This window comes from Stenotrophomonas lacuserhaii (assembly GCF_039674585.1).
Lineage (GTDB): Bacteria > Pseudomonadota > Gammaproteobacteria > Xanthomonadales > Xanthomonadaceae > Stenotrophomonas > Stenotrophomonas pennii_A.
Map to the genome: position 1 here is coordinate 38,018 of NZ_JBDJNU010000005.1, position 25,743 is coordinate 63,760.

The 25,743-nt window shown below is 64.9% G+C and carries 22 protein-coding genes, 1 tRNA gene and 1 pseudogene; 12 read left to right on the forward strand and 12 right to left on the reverse strand.

Annotated features, from left to right (window positions below):
* Positions 1–115: 115 nt before the first annotated feature.
* Both ABE522_RS03270 and ABE522_RS03275 read right to left on the reverse strand, forming a co-directional pair.
* Positions 116–694: a hypothetical protein gene (locus ABE522_RS03270; protein ID WP_346590469.1), complete on the reverse strand. Its 579-nt coding sequence runs from the start codon at positions 692–694 to the stop codon at positions 116–118.
* A gap of 24 nt (positions 695–718) precedes the next feature.
* The gene (locus tag ABE522_RS03275) at positions 719–1,546 is read right to left on the reverse strand and encodes a hypothetical protein (protein ID WP_346590470.1); all 828 of its coding nucleotides are present in this window, start codon (positions 1,544–1,546) and stop codon (positions 719–721) included.
* 437 nt (positions 1,547–1,983) lie between these two features.
* Between ABE522_RS03275 and ABE522_RS03280 the strand changes: the two genes are divergently transcribed.
* Positions 1,984–2,952, forward strand: coding sequence for an IS5 family transposase (locus ABE522_RS03280; protein WP_346590471.1), 969 nt, complete (start codon positions 1,984–1,986; stop codon positions 2,950–2,952).
* 148 nt (positions 2,953–3,100) lie between these two features.
* Positions 3,101–3,283 (forward strand): annotated as a pseudogene (locus ABE522_RS03285) (integrase core domain-containing protein); the annotation flags it as partial.
* Between the two features lie 208 nt (positions 3,284–3,491).
* On the opposite strand, the gene ABE522_RS03290 reads toward ABE522_RS03285, so the two are convergent.
* The 3 genes from ABE522_RS03290 to ABE522_RS03300 all read right to left on the reverse strand — a co-directional run bounded on the left by ABE522_RS03290 (position 3,492) and on the right by ABE522_RS03300 (position 6,842).
* Positions 3,492–4,844 carry a hypothetical protein gene (locus ABE522_RS03290; RefSeq protein ID WP_346590472.1) on the reverse strand — a complete coding sequence of 451 codons (1,353 nt, stop codon included), beginning with the start codon at positions 4,842–4,844 and terminating at the stop codon, positions 3,492–3,494.
* Between the two features lie 766 nt (positions 4,845–5,610).
* Positions 5,611–5,700 (reverse strand) — tRNA-Ser (locus ABE522_RS03295).
* Positions 5,701–5,849: 149 nt separating this feature from the next.
* Positions 5,850–6,842 carry a LysR substrate-binding domain-containing protein gene (locus ABE522_RS03300; RefSeq protein WP_042612553.1) on the reverse strand — a complete coding sequence of 331 codons (993 nt, stop codon included), beginning with the start codon at positions 6,840–6,842 and terminating at the stop codon, positions 5,850–5,852.
* A gap of 123 nt (positions 6,843–6,965) precedes the next feature.
* On the opposite strand from ABE522_RS03300, the gene ABE522_RS03305 reads away from it, so the two are divergent.
* Complete coding sequence (locus ABE522_RS03305; protein WP_191768137.1) at positions 6,966–7,544, forward strand: FMN-dependent NADH-azoreductase; 579 nt, start codon at positions 6,966–6,968, stop codon at positions 7,542–7,544.
* 283 nt (positions 7,545–7,827) lie between these two features.
* On the opposite strand, the gene serS is transcribed toward ABE522_RS03305, so the two are convergent.
* Positions 7,828–9,108 (reverse strand): serine--tRNA ligase, encoded by a 1,281-nt coding sequence (serS, locus tag ABE522_RS03310; protein WP_346590473.1) that lies wholly within the window; start codon positions 9,106–9,108, stop codon positions 7,828–7,830.
* A 115-nt stretch (positions 9,109–9,223) separates the two neighbouring features.
* On the opposite strand from serS, the gene ABE522_RS03315 reads away from it, so the two are divergent.
* Both ABE522_RS03315 and ABE522_RS03320 read left to right on the forward strand, forming a co-directional pair.
* A complete protein-coding gene (locus ABE522_RS03315; protein ID WP_346590474.1) occupies positions 9,224–9,868 on the forward strand; it encodes an energy transducer TonB in 645 nt (214 codons plus the stop codon).
* Positions 9,869–10,010: 142 nt separating this feature from the next.
* Complete coding sequence (locus ABE522_RS03320) at positions 10,011–10,580, forward strand: energy transducer TonB (RefSeq protein WP_346590475.1); 570 nt, start codon at positions 10,011–10,013, stop codon at positions 10,578–10,580.
* 196 nt (positions 10,581–10,776) lie between these two features.
* Here the strand turns inward: ABE522_RS03320 and aroA are convergent, their stop codons facing one another.
* From aroA to ABE522_RS03340, 4 genes are all read right to left on the reverse strand, one after another.
* Positions 10,777–12,090 carry a 3-phosphoshikimate 1-carboxyvinyltransferase gene (gene aroA / locus ABE522_RS03325; RefSeq protein WP_346590476.1) on the reverse strand — a complete coding sequence of 438 codons (1,314 nt, stop codon included), beginning with the start codon at positions 12,088–12,090 and terminating at the stop codon, positions 10,777–10,779.
* Between the two features lie 79 nt (positions 12,091–12,169).
* Positions 12,170–13,366 (reverse strand): prephenate dehydratase, encoded by a 1,197-nt coding sequence (gene pheA / locus ABE522_RS03330; RefSeq protein WP_346590477.1) that lies wholly within the window; start codon positions 13,364–13,366, stop codon positions 12,170–12,172.
* A 62-nt stretch (positions 13,367–13,428) separates the two neighbouring features.
* Entirely contained in the window at positions 13,429–14,514 is a 1,086-nt protein-coding gene (serC, locus tag ABE522_RS03335; RefSeq protein ID WP_346590478.1) for a 3-phosphoserine/phosphohydroxythreonine transaminase, read from the reverse strand.
* A 306-nt stretch (positions 14,515–14,820) separates the two neighbouring features.
* A complete protein-coding gene (locus ABE522_RS03340; RefSeq protein WP_346590479.1) occupies positions 14,821–15,621 on the reverse strand; it encodes an FHA domain-containing protein in 801 nt (266 codons plus the stop codon).
* Positions 15,622–15,735: 114 nt separating this feature from the next.
* Here ABE522_RS03340 and ABE522_RS03345 point away from each other — a divergent pair, with 114 nt between their 5' ends.
* From ABE522_RS03345 to ABE522_RS03355, 3 genes are all read left to right on the forward strand, one after another.
* On the forward strand, positions 15,736–16,011 hold the full coding sequence (locus ABE522_RS03345; RefSeq protein WP_346590480.1) for a polyhydroxyalkanoic acid system family protein: 276 nt from the start codon (positions 15,736–15,738) through the stop codon (positions 16,009–16,011).
* 106 nt (positions 16,012–16,117) lie between these two features.
* A complete protein-coding gene (locus ABE522_RS03350; RefSeq protein ID WP_346590481.1) occupies positions 16,118–16,618 on the forward strand; it encodes a phasin family protein in 501 nt (166 codons plus the stop codon).
* A gap of 236 nt (positions 16,619–16,854) precedes the next feature.
* Entirely contained in the window at positions 16,855–17,844 is a 990-nt protein-coding gene (locus tag ABE522_RS03355) for a restriction endonuclease (RefSeq protein WP_346590482.1), read from the forward strand.
* Positions 17,845–17,910: 66 nt separating this feature from the next.
* Here ABE522_RS03355 and hutC read toward each other — a convergent pair whose 3' ends face one another.
* Positions 17,911–18,642: a histidine utilization repressor gene (hutC, locus tag ABE522_RS03360; protein ID WP_346590483.1), complete on the reverse strand. Its 732-nt coding sequence runs from the start codon at positions 18,640–18,642 to the stop codon at positions 17,911–17,913.
* Between the two features lie 24 nt (positions 18,643–18,666).
* Positions 18,667–20,037 carry a formimidoylglutamate deiminase gene (locus tag ABE522_RS03365; RefSeq protein WP_346590484.1) on the reverse strand — a complete coding sequence of 457 codons (1,371 nt, stop codon included), beginning with the start codon at positions 20,035–20,037 and terminating at the stop codon, positions 18,667–18,669.
* Between the two features lie 67 nt (positions 20,038–20,104).
* Between ABE522_RS03365 and hutI the strand changes: the two genes are divergently transcribed.
* Genes hutI through hutU form a run of 4 tightly spaced genes read left to right on the forward strand, consistent with a single transcriptional unit; the run spans position 20,105 to position 25,393 of the window.
* Positions 20,105–21,310 carry an imidazolonepropionase gene (gene hutI, locus ABE522_RS03370; RefSeq protein ID WP_346590485.1) on the forward strand — a complete coding sequence of 402 codons (1,206 nt, stop codon included), beginning with the start codon at positions 20,105–20,107 and terminating at the stop codon, positions 21,308–21,310.
* A 14-nt stretch (positions 21,311–21,324) separates the two neighbouring features.
* Entirely contained in the window at positions 21,325–22,878 is a 1,554-nt protein-coding gene (hutH, locus tag ABE522_RS03375; RefSeq protein ID WP_346590486.1) for a histidine ammonia-lyase, read from the forward strand.
* Entirely contained in the window at positions 22,875–23,729 is an 855-nt protein-coding gene (hutG, locus tag ABE522_RS03380; protein WP_346590487.1) for an N-formylglutamate deformylase, read from the forward strand. The genes hutH and hutG overlap by 4 nt, the downstream gene beginning before the upstream one ends.
* Positions 23,726–25,393 (forward strand): urocanate hydratase, encoded by a 1,668-nt coding sequence (gene hutU / locus ABE522_RS03385; protein WP_346590488.1) that lies wholly within the window; start codon positions 23,726–23,728, stop codon positions 25,391–25,393. Before hutG ends, hutU begins: the two co-directional genes overlap by 4 nt.
* Positions 25,394–25,743: the final 350 nt, after the last annotated feature.

Consider the following 25,743-nt stretch of genomic DNA (forward strand, 5'->3'; position numbering starts at 1 on the left):
ACACATTGGGCTTACGAATCAGCGCGGGCTTGTTGTGTGCTGAGTTTCCAGTTGCGTACCACTGCCTCGCAGCACCACGCTGTCCTGGATCAACTGAAACAAGTCCACTAGCCACTCATGGGGACGTACTAAATAGTACAAAAACTCGTTTTATAATCATCAAGATAGTCAGCGACACGTTCAGCCAGAGAAATGTATTAAGTGAACAAACAAAACTCTCAAGCGAATCGCCACCACCCGCTTCGCCGCGCATTGAAAATCCCAGAAGGCTAACAAGTGAAGCGATGCAGAGCAAAACGGCAAATGAAATATTTGAAACTGACTCGGTTATCACCACACCCCTCAGGCGGATATGGCGAATCTTGTCTTGCGCAACAGGCACGGATGCCCCACCTCCGCTCGAACAGTCAGGCCTAGAAAGCCTATCCAAGAGCTCTGCCGCCTTGCTCTTCTGGTCAAACATAAGCACTAGCAAATTTAGCAGGAGGCCAAGAAGTATAGCTGAAGCATTAATCAGCGCCCCAATCAGACTATCGGTTAAAGGGATATCCGAAAGATAAACAACAGCCGCCACAATTCCTGGGCATATAAAAAAGACAGTCACGTCCAGGACACTGACGCGATCCTCCCCGTGGTGCCGCATAGTGGCCATGTGCCCACAAAACACTGACCACACGTTAATTTTTCCGCTCACCATCGCCTCCTATATGGACTGACGTCAGTCCTCAGCGACGAGATCATCTATCAGATCCGTCGCAACAGCTGCGATCGATTCACGAACCGGCATTCCGTCATCGAATTCAACCTCAGGCTCTTGTAGGTAGAACTTTGCCTTTGGAGTCTTTGAACCTTCTAGCGAAATGGTCCGTGCGCGACCATTGAAAACCACATCAGCCTTCACAGCTGTGCAATTTTGATCAGACAGGGCGACAAGGCGGTCTCTCTTTTTGCCCTTCGAAAGATAGCTTGCCACCGTTCCAAACCCCCCCTCCTTTTTAAGGACCAAAGTCTTCTCAATGCTAGGATCTTTAAGAAGGTCTGCCACATCAGCACCTGCAGGGGCCTCATAGTGAGAGACTTTAATTGCACGTATATCTGCGTCCTTAAGGTAGGCCTTTAGTGCGAGCTTGGAGCATAACGGTGTAATTGTTAGTCCATAGCCTGACAACTGGCCATTCGCATGAAGCCCCAGGTAATCTGAAAGCCATGATTTCACATTAAGGTTGCCGATTGCGTGCAGAATTGCGAAGCCGTTCCTTGAGCCACACGGGATTCGAAAATGACAGTAGTACTTAATTACATCACTTTCGTCTTTTGTTTTATCATGCGTTGACTTTAGACTGGTAGAGCTAACAATCTCGCTCGGAACCCCAAAAGTGCCCTGCCCTACATAACAGCTTATTTCTCGCAGAGCCTTATCAATCTTAATATCAGATACTCTAACAAGCCTGTTTCCATTGTTAACTATGCAGATGTTGTGCGCATGCGAATGAGCAACCAAAAACTGATTAAGCACATCGATAAGGTCGTACTTCTTACCCTTCACATCTATCGCATCCAGGACAGCGCGCTTATCCTTGCCTTTAATGGAACCACTCTTTACCAGAATTTCGTAAGCCGAAACCGAATGCGATGTCACAATATCCCCCTGTGGATGTGAGGCATGGTCAATGGCGTCGTCACATGCCCTTTACGTCGAATGATCGCATCTCGAGAAGCTTGTGAATGTAGGGTTTTTCCTACACTCGGATGATTACATACGCCCATTACATGCCTTAGCACTTGTAAAGCTGACTTCACAACTTGGACCGACAGCCTGTGCGGCCTATGAGACTCATAGCATTGGGCGCCGAGCGGCCGGTCACGCTCAGCAGTCATGGCGTCGCTAAGGGTGGTCTGAACAAATCTGCGCGAAATCCGACGGTAGTGCCGGCCGCTGGCCGGCAAGCCTGAGGTCCATCAGACCACGTTGAAGGACCCTCCATGCAGCTGACATTCGGTGATGCCGAAGGCCTGGGCCAGCGCAAGAAAACGCGCCGCGAGCTGTTCCTCAACGAGATGGATCAGGTGGTTCCCTGGAAGCGACTGCTGGCACTGATCGAGCCGCATTACCCGCTGACAGGCCGCCGCGGCCGTCAGCCGTATCCGCTGGCAACCATGCTACGCATCCACTTCCTGCAGCAGTGGTACGCCCTGAGCGACCCGTCGATGGGAGAAGCGCTGTATGACACGGCGGTGATGCGCCGATTTGCCGGCATCAACAGCCTGGAGCGCATTCCTGACGAGACCTCGATCCTCAATTTCCGCCGGTTGCTGGAGACGCATGGCCTGGGCGCGAAGATGCTGGAAGCGGTCAATGCCCACCTGCAGCATCAGGGCCTGAGCCTGCGTGCGGGCACGATCGTGGATGCCACGATCATCCACGCGCCCAGTTCTACCAAGAACGCCGACAAGGCGCGTGATCCGGAAATGCACCAGACCAGGAAGGGCAATCAGTGGTACTTCGACATGAAGGCGCACATCGGTGTGGATGAGTTTTCGGGCCTTGTGCACCCTGTGACATGCACCGCTGCCAATGTAGGCGATGTCACAGTCACGCACGAACTTTTGCACGGCAAGGAGGACTGCGTGCTGGGCGACAGTGGCTTTACCGGAGCGGATGCGCGCCCAGAGCTACAGGACGCCAAGGCGGCGTTCTTGATCGCCAGGAAGCGAGGCAAAGTGAAGGCGATCAAGAGCGCGCGGGACCGCCGGCAGCACGAGCGCTGGGAGAGCTGCAAAGCCAGCATGCGCGCGAAGGTGGAGCACCCCTTCCGGGTGATCAAGCGTCAGTTTGGCTACACCAAGGTGCGCTATCGCGGGCTGGCCAAGAACAGCGCGCTGGTGCTGACGCTGTTTGCGTTGTCCAACCTATGGATGACCCGCCGGCAGTTCGTGCCGGCCCAGGAATAAATCCGTCTGAAGGCGCCCAACGGCGCCTTCAAAACCCTGTTTTCATACTAATAAACCGCAGCAGGTGGTCGCGGCACGCGCGCGCCTCATGAATCCAGCATTGCGAGTGATCTGCTCAGACCATCCCTAGGTCGAATATTTCAACTGACGCCTGCGCGACGAATGCCTCGACGAGCGCTGGTTTCCAACACTACGTCATGCCCGCACCAGCATCGAACGCAGGCGGCGCGACTACAGCGAAGAACGATCCAAACGAGAGCTTGGCGGGCTAATTCCCGCCCAGTACGTCTCACAGTTGACGGAGATGAAGGATAACATCAGCACCGGACTCTACAACCCGCCCACCATTCAACGCGGAGGGTGTCCGCGAATTCGGCATCACAGAACGTCAGCTGCATGATGGGTCCTCCTACGTTGTGTGATGGACATCAAGCTTGCAGGACAGCGGCCGGCACCACCGCCGGATTTCGCGCAGATTTGTTCAGTCCTTCCCCAGGTTAATTTGACAGTGCGCCCGGAGCCGCAGGCGCACAAAATACTCAGAAAACCTTTTTTCGAATATCTGTGAAAGCATTCTTTCCGGCCCGCCAGTCACTACTACTTTTGGAAAGAATGAAGGGAAACCGATCATCGCCCCTGAAGGTCAATTTACAGTGCTTGCCATCCTGACTAACCTCAAACCCTAAGTCCTCCAGCTCTTTTCTTACGGGGCCCGACATTGATTCGTACTGATTGAGAATCTCTTTCAGCCTTGGCAATATCATCTCACGCTCGCCTTCACGCTGATTGGCGCCAAAGATGGACTCAAGCACGTGCCGCTTGCGTGAATTTACCTCTGCCGATTCTGCTGCGCGTTCGATGGCATCCAATACCGCGCTCAGTTGCTCCCCTTGATAGAGATCACGCTCAGGCGAGGCCAGCTCGATAGTAAAGAGACCTTGCTCCGAACTCGATTCAACATTCCACTTTGAGAACTTAATTCGATTGAGCTCAGCCTCGAGACGCCGAACCTCCTCGCGGCGCTCCGCCATCTCCCTGTCAAAATGCGCAACGTAGTCTTCAACACCGCCAGATCCGGAACTGCGGATTCGCTCAAATCTATCGCGTGAGACAAGCTCCTGCAGATAATTCCAGGTACACTCCCTTCGCGCACGGTGGAAAAGTAAAGAGCCCCTGATCTTGCGCGCGATGGCTCCCTGAAGCGCGCCTGGCTCTCCCCACCTGTCCGGAAGATAGAGCCAACGTCCGACGCCATCAGGCCAGTAGATCGCGACTGCGCCACCGTAAGGATTCTCCGAAAATACTTCGCGGGACAGCTCGGCAGAGAAGGTTCGAGATGGCTCAACCACAACATGCGCCATCGCAGAGACCCATTGAGCCAGCTGGGCGGGATCGACTGAAAGGCCACCATCACTGTGACGGCTTACATATACGACCGGCATGACACTCTCTGTGCGCGCACATATGATGTCTGCAGCGAGATCCTGCTGATCCTCTTTCAGAAAGAGTGGCGCATCGTCGACTTGGAGCAAGCCATCAAACCCCCCTCCGAACTTCTGCATTAAGAGCTTGATGATGTAAGGTCGGCGTCCTTTACCGAGCTTCTCCACCGGAATTTCAGCATCTACACTCAACTGAACCGCAACGAACAAATTGCCATCAGACGACTTACAACCTACTACTTCGGTAGTCCAATGAACCCCGTCGTTGTCGACCTTCTCATATTTCACGCCACCCACTTCGTCACCAGCAGAGGCGGATGAGAGAAACTCAGCCCTTTCACCTTCGACTTCGTAAACGCCATCGATATTTTCACTGTGCAGATTTTCGACAAGTAGAGAGTAAGGGCTTCCGCCAATCCACTCCTTACAGCAATCCATAAAATCGACCATACCCACTTCCTTGCGAAGCGGGAACTGCGTCTTAAAAGTCAGCACTTGAAGCCCCCTGTTGATCCATCACAACCTGATCTTCCTTATGGCACTCCGCACATCGGAGAGGCAGAGGGCCGAATCCAGACTGGCATCACTTCACCCCCGAATGCAAGCCTTCGGCGACACTGGTCTGCGGGCCGGGGCTACCACGCTTAGCTACTTACTTAAGCTGTCAGGCCGCAATGACCTCGGCTGATGCGGCTGTGGCTTCTCCAGCTGATCCCTCCACTAGAATCGCTGCATGCATCCATGCGACGCTCTGTCTCGCTCTAGGTCCAGCCATTCGGCTGTCCGGATCGCTCCTGGCGAGTCCGTCGAACCCGCCTCGCTTCGGCACCCACCTCTCTCCGCCAGGTGCGCAGAACGCCCCTTTCGGGGATTCATGAACTTCGGACAGACCGAGTGCTGCGCGCTCCAGGGCCAGCCATTCGGCTGTCCGGATTCACTCCCGGCGAATCCGTCGAACCCGCGGAGCTTCTGCCACCCCACTCTCTCCGCCAGATAAGTAAAACGCCCCTTTCGGAGCTTCATGTAGTTCGGATAGCCCGAGTGGGATTGTTGGGTGCATCCATGCACCCAACCCTTCCGCGCTGCGCGCTCCAGGGCCAGCCATTCGGCTGTCCGGATTCGCTCCAGGCGAATCCGTCGAACCCGCGCAGCTTCTGCCACCCCACTCTCTCCGCCAGATACGCAAAACGCCCCTTTCCGGGGCGTCTTGTGTATCTGGCGGAGAGAGTGGGATTCGAACCCACGGAAGGTTTGACCCTTCGCCGGTTTTCAAGACCGGTGCCTTAAACCGCTCGGCCATCTCTCCGATGTGCTGCAGTCCCGGAGGCTGTCCGGGGAGGCGTATTCTCGCATGCGTCGGGGGCGTTTGCCCATGGTCCGGCGCGCGCCAGTAGCCCGGGCGCTGAGGCTTTACGCCGAGCGTGGCTCGGCGCTACCAGGGGTCAGCCTGTCGGGTCAGCCTGCGTCTACGGCCAGCGCGCCCAGGGCTGTCGCCTTGATCTTCTCCTTGGCCCGTTCGCAGGCGCCACCGCAATCCAGGCGCGAGGCCTCCAGCTGCGGCGGCAGGTGCTCGGCCAGGAAGTCGATGAACACGCGCACCGCCGGCAGCAGGCCGCGGCGCGAGGCGAACACGGCGTGGCAGATGCCCTGTGGCAGCGACCAGTCCGGCAGCACCACTTCCAGTTCGCCCTTGCGTACGGCGTCGGCGCAGACGGTTTCCGGCAGCATCGTGATGCCGAAACCGTCCTTGACCATGCTCTGCAGCAGCGGGAAATCGAAGCCGGCCACGCGCGGCTGCAGGTCCACGCGGCGTACCGCGCCTTCCGGGCCGTGCAGTTCCCAGCGCTGGCGAGCTTCGTCTTCGCTGATGCTCAGGGTGACATGGTTGGTCAGTTCGTCCGGGTCCTTGGGGCGGCCGGCGCGGTCCAGGTATTTCGGGCTGGCCACCAGCAGTTCCTGCACCTGGCCGAAGCTGCGCATCACCAGGCTGCCATCGTCATCCAGCCGCGAACGCACGCGCAGGGCGACGTCGTAGCCTTCGTTGATGATGTCCACGCGGCGGTTGCTGATGTTCAACTGCAGCCGCACCTTGGGGTACTGCTCCAGGAACTTCGGCAGCAGTTTGGGCAGCTGCATCTGCGCTAGCGATACCGGCACGCTGGCACGCACCAGGCCGCGCGGCTCGGCGCTCAGGCGGTCTACCACTTCGCGCGCGGCCTGGGCTTCGGCCAGCATGGTCTGCGCGTGTCGGTGTACGCTGGTTCCCACGTCGGTAACTGCGAAACGGCGCGTGGAGCGCTGCAGCAGGCGGACGCCCAGATCCGTCTCCAGCTGGCTGATGCGGCGGCTCAGGCGGGACTTGGGGATGCCCAGCGCGCGTTCGGCTGCGGCAAAACCACCATGGTCCACGACCATGGCGAAGTAGTAGAGATCGTTGAGGTCTTGCATGCTGCAGTTCCATATCTAGAACAATACGTGGCATTCAACCATCTTTATCCCAGATTGGCAACAACCTATCGTTTGCTCCGTCGGCAGCACGGCTGCCCACCCCACAAACCTCAGGTGACTGCCATGAAGCTTCTTCACATCGACGCCAGCGCGCTCGGCGACAACTCGGTCTCCCGCCAGCTGTCGGCGGCCGTGGTCGCCCGTTTCAAGGATTCGGTCGAATCCCTCGACGTGTCCTATCGCGATCTGGATGCCAATCCGATCCCCCACCTGCGCGGCAGCTCACTGGCCGGCGCGGACGCGGCAGAGGTCGCGGATGCTGAAAACGTCATGGCGCAGTTCCTGGCGGCGGATGTCGTGGTCATCGGTGCGCCGATGTACAACTTCAGCATCCCGTCCACGCTGAAGGCCTGGATCGACCGCGTGGCCGTGGCCGGCAAGACCTTCAAGTACACCGAAGCGGGCCCGGTGGGCCTGGCCGGTGGCAAGCGGGTGATCATCGCCAGCAGCCGCGGCGGCATCTATGTCGATTCGCCGGCGGACTTCCAGGAGCCCTACCTGCGCCAGATGTTCGCTTTCATGGGCATCACCGAGGTGGAGTTCGTGCGTGCCGAGGGCATCGCGTATTCGCCGAAGCACCGCGAAGAGGCGATTGCGTCCGCGCTGGCGAGCCTGCCGGAAGCGGAATTCGCTGAGGCCTGAGTAAAGCGTTCAAGACGGTTGCTGGCGGGCTCGTCGTCGGCCGGTAGCCGTGGGCTGGAAGATCCCCTCCCCCATTCCAGCCCGACCCGGCGGCCCTGCTTTTGCGGGGCCGTTTTTTTGGGTGCGCGCGATGGGCGGTAGCGCCGAGCCATGCTCGGCGAGCGAAGCGGTTGGAGCGCAAGCGTGACGACTGACAGTCGTCACCCACCAAGGCAGGAACTGACCGCCAGCGGCCGTCACTACCAAGGCAGGAGCTGACGGCCGGCGGCCGTCACTACCGCTCTCAGCCGATGGTTTCCATGCCGCCCATGTACGGGCGCAGGACGTCCGGGACGGTGATGCTGCCGTCTTCGTTCTGGTAGTTCTCCATCACCGCGATCATCGCGCGACCCACCGCTACGCCAGAGCCGTTGAGCGTGTGCAGCAGCTCGGGCTTGCCGGTGGTGGGGTTGCGCCAGCGGGCCTGCATGCGGCGGGCCTGGAAGTCACCGGTGTTGGAACACGAGCTGATTTCGCGGTAGGTCTCCTGCGAGGGCAGCCAGACTTCCAGGTCGTAGGTCTTCACTGCGGAGAATCCCATGTCGCCGGTGCACAGCAGCACCTTGCGGTACGGCAGGCCCAGCTTTTCCAGCACCACTTCGGCGCAGCGGGTCATGCGCTGGTGTTCGGCATCGCTGTCTTCCGGGCGGCAGGCGGTGACCAGCTCCACTTTTTCGAACTGGTGCTGGCGGATCATGCCGCGCACGTCGCGGCCGCCGCTGCCGGCTTCGGAACGGAAGCACAGCGAGTGGGCGGTCATGCGCAGCGGCAGGCGCTCGGCGTCGACGATCTCATCGCGCACGATGTTGGTCAGCGAGATTTCCGAGGTCGAAATCAGGTAACGCTTCTGCTCACCCAGGTGGGTGATGAACATGTCCTCTTCGAACTTCGGCAGCTGGCCGGTGCCATACAGGCTGTCGGCGTTGACGATCACCGGTACGTTGGTTTCCTGGTACTCGTGCTCGCCGCTGTGCAGGTCGAGCATGAACTGGGCCAGGGCGCGGTGCAGGCGTGCGATCGGGCCGCGCAGCACGGTGAAGCGCGAACCAGACAGCTTGGCCGCGGTTTCGCCGTCCAGCCATTTGTTGCGCGCGCCCAGCTCTACGTGGTCCAGCACCTTGAAATCGAACTGGCGCGGGGTGCCCCAGCGCGACTGCTCCACGTTTTCACTTTCGTCAGCACCGGCCGGCACGTCGTCGGCCGGCAGGTTCGGGATCATCATCGCGATCGCGTCGATCTTCTCGCGCAGTTCGTCCAGGGTGACTTCCGATGCCTTCAGTTCGTCGGCGAACGCCGCCACTTCGGCCATGATCGCAGCCACGTCTTCGCCCTTGGCCTTGGCCTGGCCGATGGCCTTGGAGCGGCTGTTGCGCAGGCTCTGCAGTTCCTGGGTGCGCACCTGGATGCGCTTGCGGTCTGCTTCCAGCGACTCCAGCGCGGACACGTCCAGCTCGAAGCCGCGACTGGAGCGCAGGCGTTCGGCAAGGTCGGCGGGCTGGTTGCGGAGCAGGGCTGGATCGAGCATGGCGGCGGTCGGTGGTTGTGGTTCAGGAACCGGATTATCGCCTGTTATGCGGATTTCTGCCGGACCGTTCATCGCGGCTGTGCCAGAATCGCCCGGTCCCGTATTGGTTTGCGTCATGCCTGCTACCCGCACCTCATCCGGCAAGTCCATCACCCTGCAGATTCCCCGCAACGCCTTCAAGATCGCCGGCATCGCGTTCGCGGTGGGGCTGCTGCTGTTCGTGGTGGTGTGGCTGAGCAGCCGCGACAAGGGCTTCTTCCAGGCCGAACCGGCCGCGAAGACACCGCAGGAAGTGGCCGAGGTCGAGCCGTTGCCCGAGCCACTGGCTGCCGCGGCCGGTTCCAGCGACATGCCCGACGCGCGCCCCGCCCCGCCGCCGGAAGAAACCCCGACTCTGGTGGAAACCACGCCGGCACCCGCGCCGATGGCCGAAGGCACGCCGGCCCCGGGGACCGCACCGACCACCGCCGGGCCGGTGGCCAACGACCGCCCGATGCCGATCGCCGGACAGTCGCCGCCGCCGAGCTACCCGCCTGCCGCACTGCGCCGTGGCGAGTCCGGTTCGGTGGTACTGCGCGTGGAAGTGGATGCCACCGGCCGCCCGTATGGGGTGGCGCTGGTGCAGCGCAGTGGTTCGCGTGATCTTGACCGTGCCGCCACCGAGGCCGTGCGTCGCTGGAAATTCACCCCGGCGATGAGCAATGGCCAGGCCGTGCCGGGCACCATCGAGGTGCCGTTTGATTTCACGCCCGGCCGTTGATTACGCACGCGCTGCATCGCTGAACGGTCCCCGCACCCGAACCTGAACTCCGTGCACTGCATTGACGCGACGCTTACACCCGCGCCTGCGTTAGCGGCAAGACTCTGGGCGTCGTCGGAAACGACAGTGCAGGAGATCCAACATGAGTGCGACCCATGCTCCGGAAATGCCGGCCTCGCCGCGTCACCAGGCCGATGCTGACCTTGCCCACGAACGCCGCCGCCCGTCTCCGTTACTGTGGATGGCGCTGATCGTGGCGATGTTCGGCGCGGCGCTGGTGTGGCTGCGTACGTCCAACACCGAAGTCGCCCCGGCGCCCATTGGCGAGCGGATGCTGCCGGCCACCGGCACACCGGTCGCCAATGCGCCGGCCACCACGCCGCGCGCCACCCCGGCCCCTACCCAGCAGCGGGCAGCCCCGGCCGTGCGTAACCGTGAGGCGCGTCCGCTGACCAGCAATGCCAAGCCGTCGTATCCGCCGAGCGCACTGCGCAATGGCGTGCAGGGCAGCGTGGTGGCCAGCCTGAAGGTGGCTCCGAGTGGCAGCGTGACCGAGGCGAGCATCGTCTCGCGTACCGGCCAGCGCGACCGCGAGCTGGATCGTGCGGTGCTGACCACCGTGCGTGACTGGAAGTTCGAGCCGGCGATACAGAACGGCCGTGCGATTGCCAGCGTGGTCAACGTGCCGGTGGATTTCCGTACCGGGCGTTGAGTGCGGTGAGGGTGCGAATGAAGATGCCGACCCGGTTGGGTCGGCATTTTTTGTATGCGTAAGACCAGCCGACGCCTGGTGGCGCCGAGCCATGCTCGGCGAGCGCAGCGGTAGCAGAGCAGAAGCGTTACGACCAACGGTCGTCACCCACCAGGGCACGGGCGGGCATGACGGCCAGCGGCCGTCACTACCGGGTCTATGCGGCGGTCAGGCCGAAGCCTGCGCCACCGGCGAGGCTGTCAAACCCGGGGAACGAGGTCGCTACGTTCGCCACGTCATTGATCCGCACTTCGCCATCGGTCAGCTGGCCGGCAATGGCAAACGCCATCGCGATGCGGTGGTCGCCGTGGCTTTCAATCGTGCCGCTGCCCAGCACCGCGCCGCCGTGGATGGTGGCGCCGTCTTCGGTTTCGTCCACCTGCACGCCCAGCGTGCGCAGGCCGGTGGCCATCGCGGCGAGGCGGTCGGATTCCTTGACCCGCAGCTCGGCCGCACCGGTCACCACGGTCTGGCCTTCGGCCGCAGCGGCCGCCACGAACAACGCCGGGAACTCGTCGATCATGTCCGGCACCAGCGCTTCGGGAATCCGTGCGCCCTTCAACGGGGCATGGCGCACCACCAGGTCGGCCACCGGTTCACCGCCCTGCTCGGCCGGATTCTCTTCGGTGATGTCCGCGCCCATCAGCCGCAGTGCGTGCAGCAGGCCGGTGCGTCGCGGGTTCAGGCCGACCTGCTGCAGGCGCAGTTCGGAACCGGGAATGATGCTGGCCGCCACCAGGAAGAACGCGGCCGAGGAGAAGTCCGCCGGCACCACGATATCGGTGGCACGCAGGCGCTGGCCGCCGCGCAGGCGGGCCTTGCCGGGCGAGTAGTCGATCTCCACCCCGAAGGCAGCGAGCATGCGTTCGGTGTAGTCACGGGTGGGATGTGGTTCGACCACGGAGGTCTCGCCTTCGGCGTACAACCCGGCCAGCAGCACCGCGGATTTGACCTGCGCGCTGGCCACCGGCGAGGCGAAGTCGATGCCCTTCAGCGGCTGGCCCCCGTGCACGTGCAGCGGCGGGGTGCCGTCGGCCTGGGTATCGATGCGTGCGCCCATCTGGGCCAGCGGGCCGGTGACCCGGCGCATCGGGCGGCGTGACAGTGACTCGTCACCCACCAGCACGCTGTCGAACGCCTGCCCGGCCAGCACGCCGGCAATCAGGCGCATGCCGGTACCGGCGTTGCCGCAGTCCAGTTCGCCCTGCGGGGCCTGCAGGCCATCGATGCCCACGCCGTGCACCACGCGCCGCGACGGCGACGGGGTTTCCATGCGCGCGCCCATCTGGCTGAAGATGCGCGCGGTGGCACGGGTGTCTTCGCCTTCCAGGAAGCCATCGATGGTGGAGGTGCCATCGGCCAGCGCGGCGAACATCACCGCGCGATGGGAAACCGATTTGTCGCCCGGGATGACCAGGCTGCCCTGCAGGGGCCGGCCCTTGCGGGCGATCCAGTGTTGCGCGTTGCTCATCGTCTGTTGCTTCCGTCAGCGCCGCGGTGCGGCGAGGGATCTGGGCGCGGGGGCGCGTTGGCACCCCCGCGGAACTCACTCAGGGCACGGCCACTGGATAGGAGCCGAGCACCTTGATCTGTGCCGCATGCCCTTCCAGTTCGGCCAGCGCAGCCTGCATCGGCGCGTCGTCGATGTGGCCGGACAGGTCGATGAAGAAGCCGTATTCCCACTTGCCGTGGTGCGAGGGCCGCGATTCGATGCGGTTCATGCTGATGCCATGGCGCGCGAACGGGCTGAGCACATCGAACAGCGCGCCGGGCTTGTCATGGATCAGCACCAGCACCGAAGTGCGGTCGTGACCGGAGCTGGGGAACAGGCTGCGGCCGATCACCAGGAAGCGCGTGGTGTTGTCGGCATCGTTCTGGATTGGCTTGGTGACCACCTTTTTCAGGTTGTACACGTGGCCGGCGTTCTCGCCGCCGATCGCCGCCGCGTCGTCGGCATTGCGGGCGCGCCGCGCGCCTTCGGCATTGCTGGACACCGGGATCTTTTCGGCATTGGGCAGGTTGGCGCGCAGCCAGGCGGAGGTCTGCATGAACGACTGCGGGTGCGCGTAGATGCGCTCGATGTCTTCCAGGTGGCCGCTGCGCGACATGATGTACTGCTGCACGCGCAGTTCGGCTTCGCCGCAGATCTTCAGGTTGGAGGTCAGGAACATGTCCAGGGTGATCTGGATGGTGCCCTGCCCCGAGTTTTCCACCGGCACCACGCCGAAATCGGCGTTGCCCGCTTCCACTTCCTGGAACACTTCTTCGATGCTGGCCATCGGCAGGCCCAGTGCCGAACGACCGAAATGCTTGAGCACGGCCTGTTGGCTGAAGGTGCCTTCCGGGCCGAGGTAACCGATCTTCAGCGGCTCCTGCTGGGCCAGGCAGGCGGACATGATCTCGCGGTAGACATGCACCAGCAGTTCGTCGCTGAGCGGGCCTTCGTTGCGGTCCACCACCATGCGCAGCACCTGCGCTTCGCGTTCGGGACGGTAGTAATCCACGGCGGCGGCCAGCTTGCCCTTGGCCTTGCCGACCTGGTGGGCGAAGCGCGCGCGTTCGGCGATCAGCGACTGGATGTCACGGTCGATCTGGTCGATCTTGCCGCGCACATCGGCCAGTACCGGCGGTGCGCTGGTGGCGGTTTCCGGCTTGGCCGGCTTGTTGGCCTTGGCCTTCGGCTTGGCGGTCTTCGGCGTTGCAGCCAGGGCCTTGGAGCTGGCCGGCTTGGCAGGTTTGCGTGCCATCGGTGTTCCTTGGTGCAGGGCGCGCGGTCAACGCGCGCCGGGGGTAGACACAATGAAGCGACTCAACCGTGACGCTGCTGGAAGTCCGCCATGAAGGCAACGAGCGCTTCGGCGCCCGCCACCGGAATGGCGTTGTACAGCGAGGCACGGATGCCGCCGACCGCCTTGTGGCCCTTCAGCGCCAGCAGGCCGGCGGCCTTGGCATCGGCGACGAATCGCGCATCCAGATCAGTGTTGGGCAGGAAGAACGGGATGTTCATCCGCGAGCGCGCCGAGACGGCCACTTCGTTGCGGTAGAAGCCACCTGAGGCGTCGATGGCGGCATACACCAGCGCGGCCTTGGCGGCATTGCGGCGGGCGAATTCCACCACTCCGCCTTCGGCCAGCATCCACTTGAACACCAGCCCGGCCAGGTACCAGTTCCAGGTGGGCGGGGTGTTGAGCATGGAGTCGCGGGCGGCGTGCGAGGCGTAGTTGAAGATGTCCGCACGCGGCTGGCCGGTGCGTTCGAGCAGGTCGCGGCGGATGATCACCACGGCGATGCCGACCGGGCCGAGGTTCTTCTGCGCACCGGCGTAGATGACGCCGAAACGGCTGATATCCAGCGGTTCGCTGGCGATGGACGAACTGAAATCGGCCACCAGCGGGACATCGCCGGTATCGGGAATGTCACGGAACTCCACGCCATGGATGGTTTCATTGGCGGTGATGTGCACATAGGCGGCATCCGGCGACAGCTGCCAGTCGGCGCGCGCGGGGATGTCACGGAAGGCGTTGGCTTCGCTGCTGGCGGCGATGTGCGCGCTGACATACGGCGAGGCCTGCTTGACCGCGGTCTTTCCCCAGTGGCCGGTGAGCACGTAATCGGTGCGCTGGCCGGGGCTGGCGAAGTTCATCGGAATCAGCGCCTGCTGGGTGGTGGCACCACCAGGCAGGAACAGCACCGCGTAGTCGTCGGGCACGCTGAGCAACTGGCGCAGGTCGGCCTCTGCGGCGGCGGCCACGGCCATGAACTCCGGGCCGCGATGGCTCATTTCCACGATGGAGGCCCCGGCGCCATGCCAGTCCAGCATCTCTTCCTGCGCCTGGCGCAGGACCACTTCCGGCAACGCTGCAGGGCCGGCACTGAAGTTGTACGCGCGGGTCATGTCACACCTGTGGGGCAAGACCCCTAGTATGCCGCAGCGCATCAGGCTTTAGACCGCGCCGTTCAAGGGAAATTTGGTTGCATTGGTATCCATCGGGGAGAGCGTGACGACCAACGGTCGTCACCTACCAAGGCAGGACCTGACGGCCAGCGGCCGTCACTACCGGGCGCGCTTCAGTGCTGGGTCGGGTGGTAGCGCCGAGCCGTGCTCGGCGAGCGCAGCGGTGAGGGAGCAACAGCGTGACGGCCAACGGTCGTCACCCACCAAGGCAGGATCTGACGGCCAGCGGCCGTCACTACCGCCCGCTCAGCGGGCGCCGAACCACAGCAGCAGGCTCAATACGCCGGCCAGCAGCAATGCGCTGACCAGCAGCCAGGGCCAGCGGCGCACGCGGCGCGGGGCCTGCGGCTCGGCCGCTTCGTCCAGGTCGTTGAACACGAACTCTTCGGTCGGCAGCGGGCGCTGGCGCGGGTCGTCCGGCAGTTCCAGCACGAAGCGGTGCTGGCCGTCGAACACCACCTGGTCACCGCCCTGCAGCCAGCAGTGGCGCACGGCCACGCCGTTGACCCGGCTGCCTTCGCCGGTGCCCAGGTCGCGCAGCAGGATCCGCTCGCCATGGCTTTCGATGCGTGCGTGCTGTTCGGCGAAGGCCGGCTCGTCAATCTCGATATCCGCTTCGCTGCTGCGGCCCACCAGCAACGGTCCGTGCAGCGGGTAGCCGCGACCGTGGTGGGGCCCGCCCACGCCGCGCAGCAGGCGCGGTTCGTCGGACTGCACCGCCGCCTGTGGCGAGGGCGGCAGCATCGGCGTATCCACTTCGCCCTGGATCAGCAGCTCCACGCCTTCCACGTACACCGCATCACCGGCGCGCAGCAGCGCCATGCGCTTCACCGGGCGCCCGTTGACATGCAGCCCGCGCACGCCGGCGGCCACCTGCAGCCACAGGCCGCGCTGGTCCAGGCTGAGCTGGGCCAGCAGCAGGCTGCCCTGGCTGGCTTCCACCAGGCGGATGCTGCCGTTGGCCTGGCGCACGATCTTCTGCACGCCCGGCACCAGCGGCTGGTCGGGTTGCGAGGGTTGGCTGTAGTGCACGAGCAGTTTAGGCATGCGGCGCAGACTAGCAGTTGGCTGGCAATCGCAGAAGAACCCTCGCTTGGCGTTTGCGCGCCTGATGCGCACAATGCTCGCCCTGTCATCGCCCCACCCCGCCAAGGAATCCGCATGTCCAGCATCGATATCGTCCACGCCCACGCCCTGACCGCACCGGCTGCGCGCCAGGCGATCGAGGAAGTGGCCGCCAAACTGGCCGATCGTTTCGGCCTGCAGTCCACCTGGCGCGGCGACGTGCTGGATTTCTCCGGCAGCGGCGTGGACGGTGCCATCGAACTGCAGCCCACCGCAGTGCGCGTCACCGCCAAGCTCGGCTTCCTGCTGTCGGCGATGAAGGGCATGGTGGAAAGCGAGATCCAGCGCGTGCTGAAGGAAAAGCTCGGCTGATCCAACCGCCGGCTGAACTGCCGGCCGGCGCTGCCGACGTCCATCACGCCACCCCCGCATTTGCAGCGCTAGTCTGGTCCCTGCATCCGCCCATGCAGGAGACCCCATGAACCAGTATGACGAGCACGACCCCCGCAACGACGGACAGGACAAGGCGTCCTTCCAGGACCAGGCAGAGCGCGTTTCGCGCAAGCTCAGCGAGTCGGCGCAGCAGGTATGGCTGGCCGGCCTGGGCGCGCTGGGTCGCGCGCAGGCAGAAGGCAGCCGCTTCTTCGACGGACTGGTGAAGGAAGGCGAAGCCTTCGAGAACCGCCGCCGCGAGAAGTCCGGCGAAGAAGGCCCGGGCTGGCGCGACAATGTGGAAGAGCAATTGGGCCAGGCGCGTGAGAAAGCCGCCGGCACGTGGGACAAGGTCGAAAAAGCCTTTGAAGACCGCGTGCACGGCGTGCTCAAGCGCCTGCACGTCCCCAATGCCGAGGACGTGACCGCGCTCAATGCGCGCATCGATGCGCTGACCACGCGGCTGAACCGCGTGGAAAGCCGCCAGGCCAGCGCGGCCAGCGGGGAACCGACCCCGGGCAGCCATCAGTCGCCGACCGGTAGCTGATCCTGCCGGAACGCTGTGTTGCCCGCCGCTTTGTTGCAACGCAACAGGCAGTGGGCGACACTGCAACCAGCCCGTCATTGCCCCGTTTGTCCCTCCCCTCACGGAATCGGTAATGGCGGGTTTTTCGTGCCTGCAGTTTGAGACGTGCGCCCTGTTTGTGGGGATTGCCCTGACGCGATCAGCACGGCGGCCCAGTACACTGTCCGCCCCTTCCTGCGTTGTGCGTTGCTGCCTGCATGTTCTCCTGGATACTGGCCCTGCTGTTGGCCGCCACCTGTTTCTTCCTTGCCACCGGCTACTTGTGGCTGGTCAAACGGCGTCGCAAGGAAATGCAGCTGGGCCTGCAGGCCCTGGCCGGCATGCACTGGCGCGATTTCTCCGAACTGGTCAAGCGCGCCCTGCACGAACGGCGTGGGCTGACCGAGATGAGCCGGCACGAGGACGACACCCGTGAGCCGCGCAGCGACTTCCTGATGGCCGACACCAGCGGCCACTTCCTGGTGACCTGCAAGCACGGGCTGGCCTACCGCATCGGCACTGCGGCGATCAATGAACTGGGCGCGGCGGCGCGCCTGGCCGGAGCCCGCGGCGGCATCCTGATCACCGAAGGCCTGGTGGATGGCGATGGCCAGGCCGTTGCGGAAAAGCAGGCCGTGGAAGTGCTGGATGGCCGACGGCTGTGGCCGCTGCTGTCGCCCTACCTGCCCGGTGACATCGAATCCGGGGTCAACAATGCCGCCCGCCATGAGGCCATCCGGCGCATCGTGATCGCCGCCTTTGCCTCCAGCACCCTGGGCCTGCTGGTGGGCATGGGCTACCAGACGGTACACGTGGCCGCGCCAGACCCGGTGCCGACGCCCGGGCCGGCACAGGCCGTGCTCAAGGCGCCTGCGGCCAACGCGTCCGCAGCTGCCGCCGTCGCTGACCCAGCACCGCCCACCCCGCAGGCGCCGGTGGCCGGGCCGGACCTCGACCCGGATAGCGAAACGCTGGATCGTTACCAGCAGGAAATCTCGCGCGCCCTGAGCAAGCTGCCGGGCGTGCACAGCGGCATCTGGCAGACCCGGCAGACGCTGGCGGTGAACCGCACCGGCGAACTGGACCAGGTGTGGCCGCTGATCTGCGACCAGGTGACCCGCTACCCGGCGCTGAGCAATGTGCGCATCCAGCTCAACGCGCGCCCGGGCATGGACGAACCCGTGCGCTGGCGCCAGTGCACCCTCTAACCCGGTAGTGACGGCCGCTGGCCGTCAACCATGAGGTAGTGACGGCCGCTGGCCGTCAACAAGCAATCAACGATTATTCCCGGGCGCGAACCGCGCCACCAGATCCCAGGCATCGCCCAGGAAGATCTGCCGTACCCGGGTGATCGCCTGGTCCCCGCGCCACGTATGCCGCTCGATCACCAGGCACGCCGTGCCTGCTTTGACGTCCAGCAGCCTGGCACTGGCCGTATCGGCCCCCCACGCACTGATGCGATGCTGGGCGCGCGTCCAGGACACGTTCTGCAGCAGCCAGCTGCCCGGCGCGGTGACCTCGAAATCCACCTCCAGTACCTCGGGCACGCCAGCCGGACTGATCAGACGGTGTTCCAGCGCCAGCGGTCGGTCATCGGCCAGGTGCAGGCAGTCCATCGCCAGCAGCGTCCCCTCACCGGCCAGTTCCCGTTCGCCGTCATCACCGTCGCGCGCGGTGCGCAGTTCGCGGCGCAGCAGCCGGTATGCGTACTGATGGCCCATCGCGGTGACCTGCATCGCGATGTCCGGTATCGCCAGCGCCACCTGTTCCAGGTGCGGTGACTGCCGGGCCACGAACGAACCGGCACGCCGGCGGCGTTCGATCATCCCGCTTTCAGCGAGCGCGGTCAGCACCTTGTTCACGGTCATCCGCGAGCAGCCGTACTGCTCCATCAGCTCGTGTTCGTACGGGATGCGGAATCCCGGCGCCCATTCGCCACTGAGGATGCGGCCTTCCAGTTCGCTGCGGATGCGCTGGTTGAGCGTGGCGGACTTGCTGGCCTTCACTGTGGTCTCGATCTGGAAAGAGGATCAGCCCAGCACGCCGTGCAGGGCATGGGCAAAACGGGCGGTGATGGCGTCGCGCTGCAGGTGACGGCCATCTGCAACGCACTGGCGGCCGCGGCGCCATACCGAACGCAGCGCGCCATTACGTGCGGCGAACACCCAGCTGTCAAGCAAGGCATCGCCATCGCGGGCGATCATCGCCGGGTGATCGGCGTCCAGTTCCAGCAGGTCGGCACTGGCGCCAGGCTGCAATCCAGCCGTCACGCCCAGCGCCTGCGCACCGCCGTGCTGCGCGCCATCGAACAGGAAGCGACCGCTGCTGCGCTGCGCATCCGGGGCGATGACATTGCGCCCGCGCCGGCTCAGGCGCTGGCCGTATTCCAGCAGGCGCAGCTCTTCGGCCGCATCGATCAGCACGTTGGAGTCCGACCCGATGCCGAAGCGGCCGCCCTCGCGGGCGAAGGCCTGCATCGGGAACAGGCCATCGCCCAGGTTGGCTTCGGTGATCGGGCAGAGGCCGGCCACGGCCTGGCTGGCGATGATGCGCGCGCGCTCGTCGTCGTCGATATGGGTGGCGTGCACCAGGCACCAGCGCGCGTCCACCGCCACGTTTTCATACAGCCAGCGCACCGGGCGCAGGCCGCTCCAGGCCACGCAGGCGTCCACTTCGCGCAGCTGTTCGGCGATGTGGATGTGCACCGGCCCATCGTTCAGCGGCAGCAGCGCGGACAGCTCCTCGCCGGTCACCGCGCGCAGGCTGTGCGGGGCGATGCCGAGCACCGCATCGGGCAGCGGACGCAGGGCCGTGCGTGCACCGTCCAGCAGCCGCGCGAAGCCGTCCACGTCGTGGATCAGCCGGCGCTGGGCCGGGTTGGGCGCGGCGCCGCCGAAATCGGCATGCGCGTAGAACACCGGCAACAGAGTCAGGCCTATACCGGTCTGCGCGGCGGCGGCGGCGATGCGTGCGGACATTTCGGCGCGATCGGCATACGGCTGGCCGTCGGCATCGTGGTGCAGGTAATGGAACTCACCGACGCGGGTGAAGCCGGATTCGAGCATCTCCATGTAGGCCTGCGCGGCGATCGCTTGGACCGCGTCGGGCACCAGCTTGGCCAGGAAGCGGTACATCAGCTCGCGCCAACTCCAGAAGCTGTCACCGTCGCCACCACCGATCTCGGTCAATCCGGCCATGCCGCGCTGGAAGGCGTGGCTGTGCAGGTTGGGCACGCCCGGCACCAGGATCTGCACGCGCTGGTCGCCAGCCTGGGCCGCAACACCGGTGCGCACCTCCCCGATGCAGCCATCCACCACGGTCAGCCGGACATCGCGCTCCCAGCCCTGCGGCAGCAATGCGCGGTCAGCGTGGAAGGCAGGGGGAGACAACGAATCCGTCATGGCTGGACAACCGGAAAGGGACGCCTATATTGTATAGACATATAAGCTCATCCGTGTAGCGCCGCCCATGCATTGCGACACCCTGTGGACCAACGTACACCTGATGACCCTGCAGGGCGACGGCCTGGGCGTGATCGCCGATGCCGAACTGGCCTGCCTGGATGGCCGCATCGTGCATGTCGGCGCGGCCGGCAGTGGCGCGCACCTGCAGCCGGCCACGCGCATCGACGGCGAAGGCCGATGGATCTCGCCCGGCCTGATCGACTGCCACACCCACCTGGTTTACGCCGGCAACCGGGCCAACGAATTCGAGCAGCGCCTGCAGGGTGTCAGCTATGCCGACATCGCCCGCGCCGGCGGTGGCATTGTCTCCACCGTGCGCGCTACCCGCGCGGCCAGCCACGAAGAACTGGCACGCCAGAGCCGCCCTCGCCTGCTGGCGATGCGCGCCGAAGGCATCACCACGCTGGAGATCAAATCCGGTTACGGGCTGACCCTGGACGATGAGCGCAAGCAGCTGCAGGTCGCACGCCAGCTGGGTGTGGACTGCAGCGTGCACGTGGTGCCGACCTTCCTGGGGGCGCATGCGGTGCCGCCGGGGCGGGACGCCCCGGAGTACATCGATGAAGTCTGCAACCTGATGATTCCCGCCATGGCCGCCGAAGGGCTGGCCGAGGCGGTCGATATCTTCTGCGAGAACATCGCGTTTTCCACCGCGCAGGCGGCGCAGGTCTTCGACGCTGCACGCGCGCACGGGCTGGCGGTGAAGATCCACGCCGAACAGCTGAGCAACCAGCACGGCGCTGAACTGGCCGCGCGCCACGGGGCGCTGTCGGCCGACCATATCGAGCACCTGGACGCGGCCGGCATCGCGGCGATGGCGGCCGCCGGCACGGTCGCCGTACTGCTGCCGGGCGCGTTCTACTTCACCCGTGACACCACCCTGCCGCCGATCGCGGCGCTGCGTGCGGCCGGCGTGCCGCTGGCGCTGGCCACCGACAGCAACCCTGGCACCTCGCCGCTGACCAGTCCGCTGCTGGCGATGAACATGGGCGCCACGCTGTTCCGGCTGACTGTGGACGAATGCATCGCCGGCTTCACCCGCAACGCCGCGCGCGCGCTCGGCCGCGCCGGCCGCATCGGCCAGCTGGCCGTGGGCATGGACGCCGACCTAGCGATCTGGGACATCGACGCCCCGGCCGACCTGGTCTATCGCATCGGCTTCAACCCGCTGCACGCGCGCGTGGTGCGCGGGCAGCTCGATCCCCTCTGATGGAGCACGCTTCAATGCAGCATGGAACACCCGACACCCTGGTGCTTCGCCCCGCCCATGTGCCACTGGCACAGTGGCGGCAGGTCTACCGCGGCGCGCGCATCGCGCTGGATGCCGCCGCCCTGCCCGCCGTGCGTGCCAGTGCTGCCACCGTGGACGCGATCGTGGCCCGGGGCGCGCCGGTGTATGGCATCAATACCGGCTTCGGCAAGCTGGCCAGCGTGCGCATCGAACCCGAAGACCTGGCCACGTTGCAGCGGAACATCGTGCTGTCACACGCCGCAGGCGTGGGCGAACCGATGCCGCTGCCGGTGGTGCGGCTGATGATGGCGCTGAAGCTGGTCAGCCTGGCGCAAGGCGCGTCGGGCGTGCGCGTGGAGACGCTGCAGCTGCTGGAAGCGCTGCTGCAGCACGACGTGGTGCCGGTGATTCCGGCGCAGGGCTCGGTCGGCGCTTCCGGCGACCTGGCGCCGCTGTCCCATCTGGCCAGCGTGATGATCGGCGTTGGCGAAGCCTTCGTTGACGGCGTGCGCCTGACCGCCGCCAATGCACTCGCGCGTGCCGGCCTGCAGCCGCTGCAGCTGGGTGCGAAGGAAGGCCTGGCACTGCTCAACGGCACCCAGTTCTCCACCGCCTACGCGCTGGCCGGCCTGTTCGAGATCGAGGTGGTGTTCCAGGCCGCCCTGGTCACCGGCGCGCTGTCGGTGGAAGCGGCCAAGGGCTCGGACACGCCGTTCGACCCGCGCATCCACAGCATCCGCGGCCAGCGCGGGCAGATCCTCACCGCCGCCGCGCTGCGCACGCTGATGCAGGGCTCGGCGATCCGCGAATCGCACCGCGACAACGACGTGCGCGTGCAGGATCCGTACTGCCTGCGCTGCCAGCCGCAGGTGATGGGCGCGGCGCTGGACATCATCCGCCAAGCCGCCACCACGCTGGAAATCGAAGCCAACGGCGTGTCCGACAATCCGCTGGTGTTCACCGATACCGGCGAAGCGCTGAGCGGCGGCAACTTCCACGCCGAGCCGGTGGCCTTCGCCGCGGACATGCTGGCGATGGCGATCTGCGAGATCGGCTCGATCAGCGAACGCCGCACCGCGATGCTGGTGGACCCGGCGCTGTCCGGCCTGCCGGCCTTCCTGACCCCCCGTCCGGGCTTGAACTCCGGCTTCATGATTCCGCAGGTCACCGCCGCTGCGCTGGTGTCCGAAAACAAGCAGCGCGCCTACCCGGCCAGCGTGGATTCAATCCCCACTTCGGCCAACCAGGAAGACCATGTGTCGATGGCCGCGCACGGTGCGCGCCGCCTGCTGCAGATGGCCGAGAACGCCGCCAACGTGGTCGGCATCGAGCTGCTGGCCGCCGCGCAGGGCTGCGATTTCCACGCGCCGCTGCAGTCCAGTGGCCCGCTGGAAGCGGTCCGCGTGCTGCTGCGCGCGCAGGTGCCGACGCTGGAAGAAGACCGCTACTTCCACCCGGACATGGTGGCCGCCACCGACCTTGTACGCAGTGGCGCGCTCGCCGCCGGGCTGGCCGACGTGCTGCCCAACGTGGAGCCGGTGGCATGAGCACGCAGCCGCCGTGGCTGGAGGTACATGAAGGCGATGCGCCGCTGCTGATCAGTTTCCCGCATACCGGCACCGGGCTGCCAGACGACCTGGCCGCACGTTTCGTGTCGCCTTGGCTGGCCCGGCGCGATGCCGACTGGTGGGTGCATGAGCTGTACGCGTTCGCGCGCGGGCTCGGCGCGACCACGGTGCGCTCGTCCGTTTCGCGGTCGGTGATCGACCTCAACCGCGACCCCAGCGGGGTATCGCTGTATCCCGGCCAGAACACCACCGGCCTGTGCCCGCTGACCACCTTCGACAACCAGCCGCTGTACCCCCCCGGGCAGGAACCGGACGAGGCGGAGATCGTGCGTCGCCGTGAGATGTACTTCGCGCCCTACCACGACGCGTTGGCATCACAGATCGCCCGCCTGCGCGCGCGCCACGGCACCGTGGTGGTGTATGACGCGCATTCGATCCGCTCGCGCATCCCGCACCTGTTTGATGGCGAGCTGCCGCAGTTCAACCTGGGCACCGCCGGCCCCACCGGCGAGGTCGATACGTCCTGCGACAACGCGCTGTCCGACGTGGTGGACAACCTGTGCCGGCTCAGCGGGATGCCACACGTGCGCAACGGCCGCTTCAAGGGCGGCTGGATCACCCGCCATTACAGCGACATCCCCGGCGGCGTGCACAGCCTGCAGATGGAACTGGCCTGCCGCGGCTACATGGCCGAACCGGCCGCCGAAGCGCTGAATTCCCACAGCTGGCCCACCCCGCTGGATGACGACCACGCCACGCCACTGCGCCACACACTGGCGCAAGTGCTCACCGCCTGCCTTGAATTCGCATCCAACCGGAGCGCCGCATGACCCGTAACGACCCGTCCCGCACCATCATCGCGCCGACCGGCAGCACGCTGACCGCGAAGAGCTGGCTGACCGAAGCACCGCTGCGGATGCTGATGAACAACCTGCACCCGGACGTGGCCGAACGGCCGCAGGAACTGGTGGTCTACGGCGGCATCGGCCGCGCCGCGCGGGACTGGGAAAGCTTTGATGGCATCGTCGACGCGCTGACCCGGCTGGAGGACGACCAGACCCTGCTGGTCCAGTCGGGCAAGCCGGTGGGCGTGTTCCGCACCCATGCCGATGCGCCTCGCGTGCTGATCGCCAATTCCAACCTGGTGCCGCGCTGGGCCAACTGGGACCACTTCAACGAGCTGGATAAAAAGGGCCTGGCGATGTACGGCCAGATGACCGCCGGCAGCTGGATCTACATCGGCGCGCAGGGCATCGTGCAGGGCACCTACGAAACGTTCGTGGAGATGGGCCGCCAGCACTATGACGGCAGCTTGGCTGGCAAGTGGCTGTTCACCGGCGGCCTGGGTGGCATGGGCGGCGCGCAGCCGCTGGCTGCGGTGATGGCCGGTGCCTCGTGCCTGGCGGTGGAATGCCGCCGGACCAGCATCGAAATGCGCCTGCGCACCGGCTACCTGGACACCTGGACGGACGACCTGGATGAAGCGCTGCGGCTGATCGAGGAATCCTGCACGGCGAAGAAGCCGCTGTCGGTCGGCCTGCTCGGCAATGTCGCCGACGTGCTGGACGAACTGCTGGTGCGCGGGATCAAGCCGGACCTGCTGACCGACCAGACCTCCGCGCATGACCCGGTCAACGGCTACCTGCCGCAGGGCTGGACGGTGGAGGAATGGGACGAAAAGCGCCTGTCCGCGCCGAAGACAGTGGAGAAGGCCGCGCGCGAATCGATGGCCAACCATATCCGCGCGATGCTGGCCTTCCATGCGCTGGGCGTGCCGACCGTGGACTACGGCAACAACCTGCGCCAGATGGCACTGGAAGAAGGCGTTGAAGATGCGTTCGATTTCCCCGGTTTCGTGCCGGCCTACATCCGTCCGCTGTTCTGTCGCGGCATCGGCCCGTTCCGCTGGGCCGCGCTGAGTGGTGATCCGGAAGACATCGCCAAGACCGATGCCAAGGTGAAGGAACTGATTCCGGACAACCCGCACCTGCATCGCTGGCTGGACATGGCGGCCGAGAAGATCAAGTTCCAGGGCCTGCCCGCACGCATCTGCTGGGTGGGACTGGGCGACCGCGACCGGTTGGGCCTGGCGTTCAACGAGATGGTGGCCAACGGTGAACTGAAGGCGCCGGTGGTGATCGGTCGCGACCATCTGGACAGCGGCAGCGTGGCATCGCCGAACCGGGAAACCGAAGCGATGGCCGACGGCTCCGATGCGGTATCCGACTGGCCGCTGCTCAACGCGTTGTTGAACACCGCCAGCGGCGCGACGTGGGTGTCGCTGCATCATGGCGGCGGCGTGGGCATGGGCTTCTCCCAGCATGCCGGCATGGTGATCGTCTGCGACGGTACGGAAGCGGCCGCCAAGCGCATCGCCCGCGTGCTGTGGAACGATCCGGCCACCGGCGTGATGCGGCATGCCGATGCCGGCTATGAGATCGCCATCGATTGCGCCAAGGAAAAGGGCCTGGACCTGCCCGGCATCCTGCGCTGACCCAGTGTGTAGGTGAGGACCTTGGTCGTCACGCCCTGGCCCCGGTAGTGACGGCCGCTGGCCGTCCGCTCTTCGCCTTGGTGGGTGACGACCGTTGGTCGTCACGCTTCTGCCCTTGCCGCTGCGCTCGCCGAGCACGGCTCGGCGCTGCCTGCTCCCCGTCGCCTTGGTGGGTGACGACCGTTGGTCGTCACGCTTCTGCCCTGGCCGCTGCGCTGCCAGAGCCAACCGTCTTCATGCCTCGTTGAGGCTCGACAACACCAGAAGACACTGTTAACTTTCGCCGCCTCTATGCGGTTTACAGGGCTCACCCCCGGCCGCGGCCCCACTTCGCTGCTGGCTCTAACGCT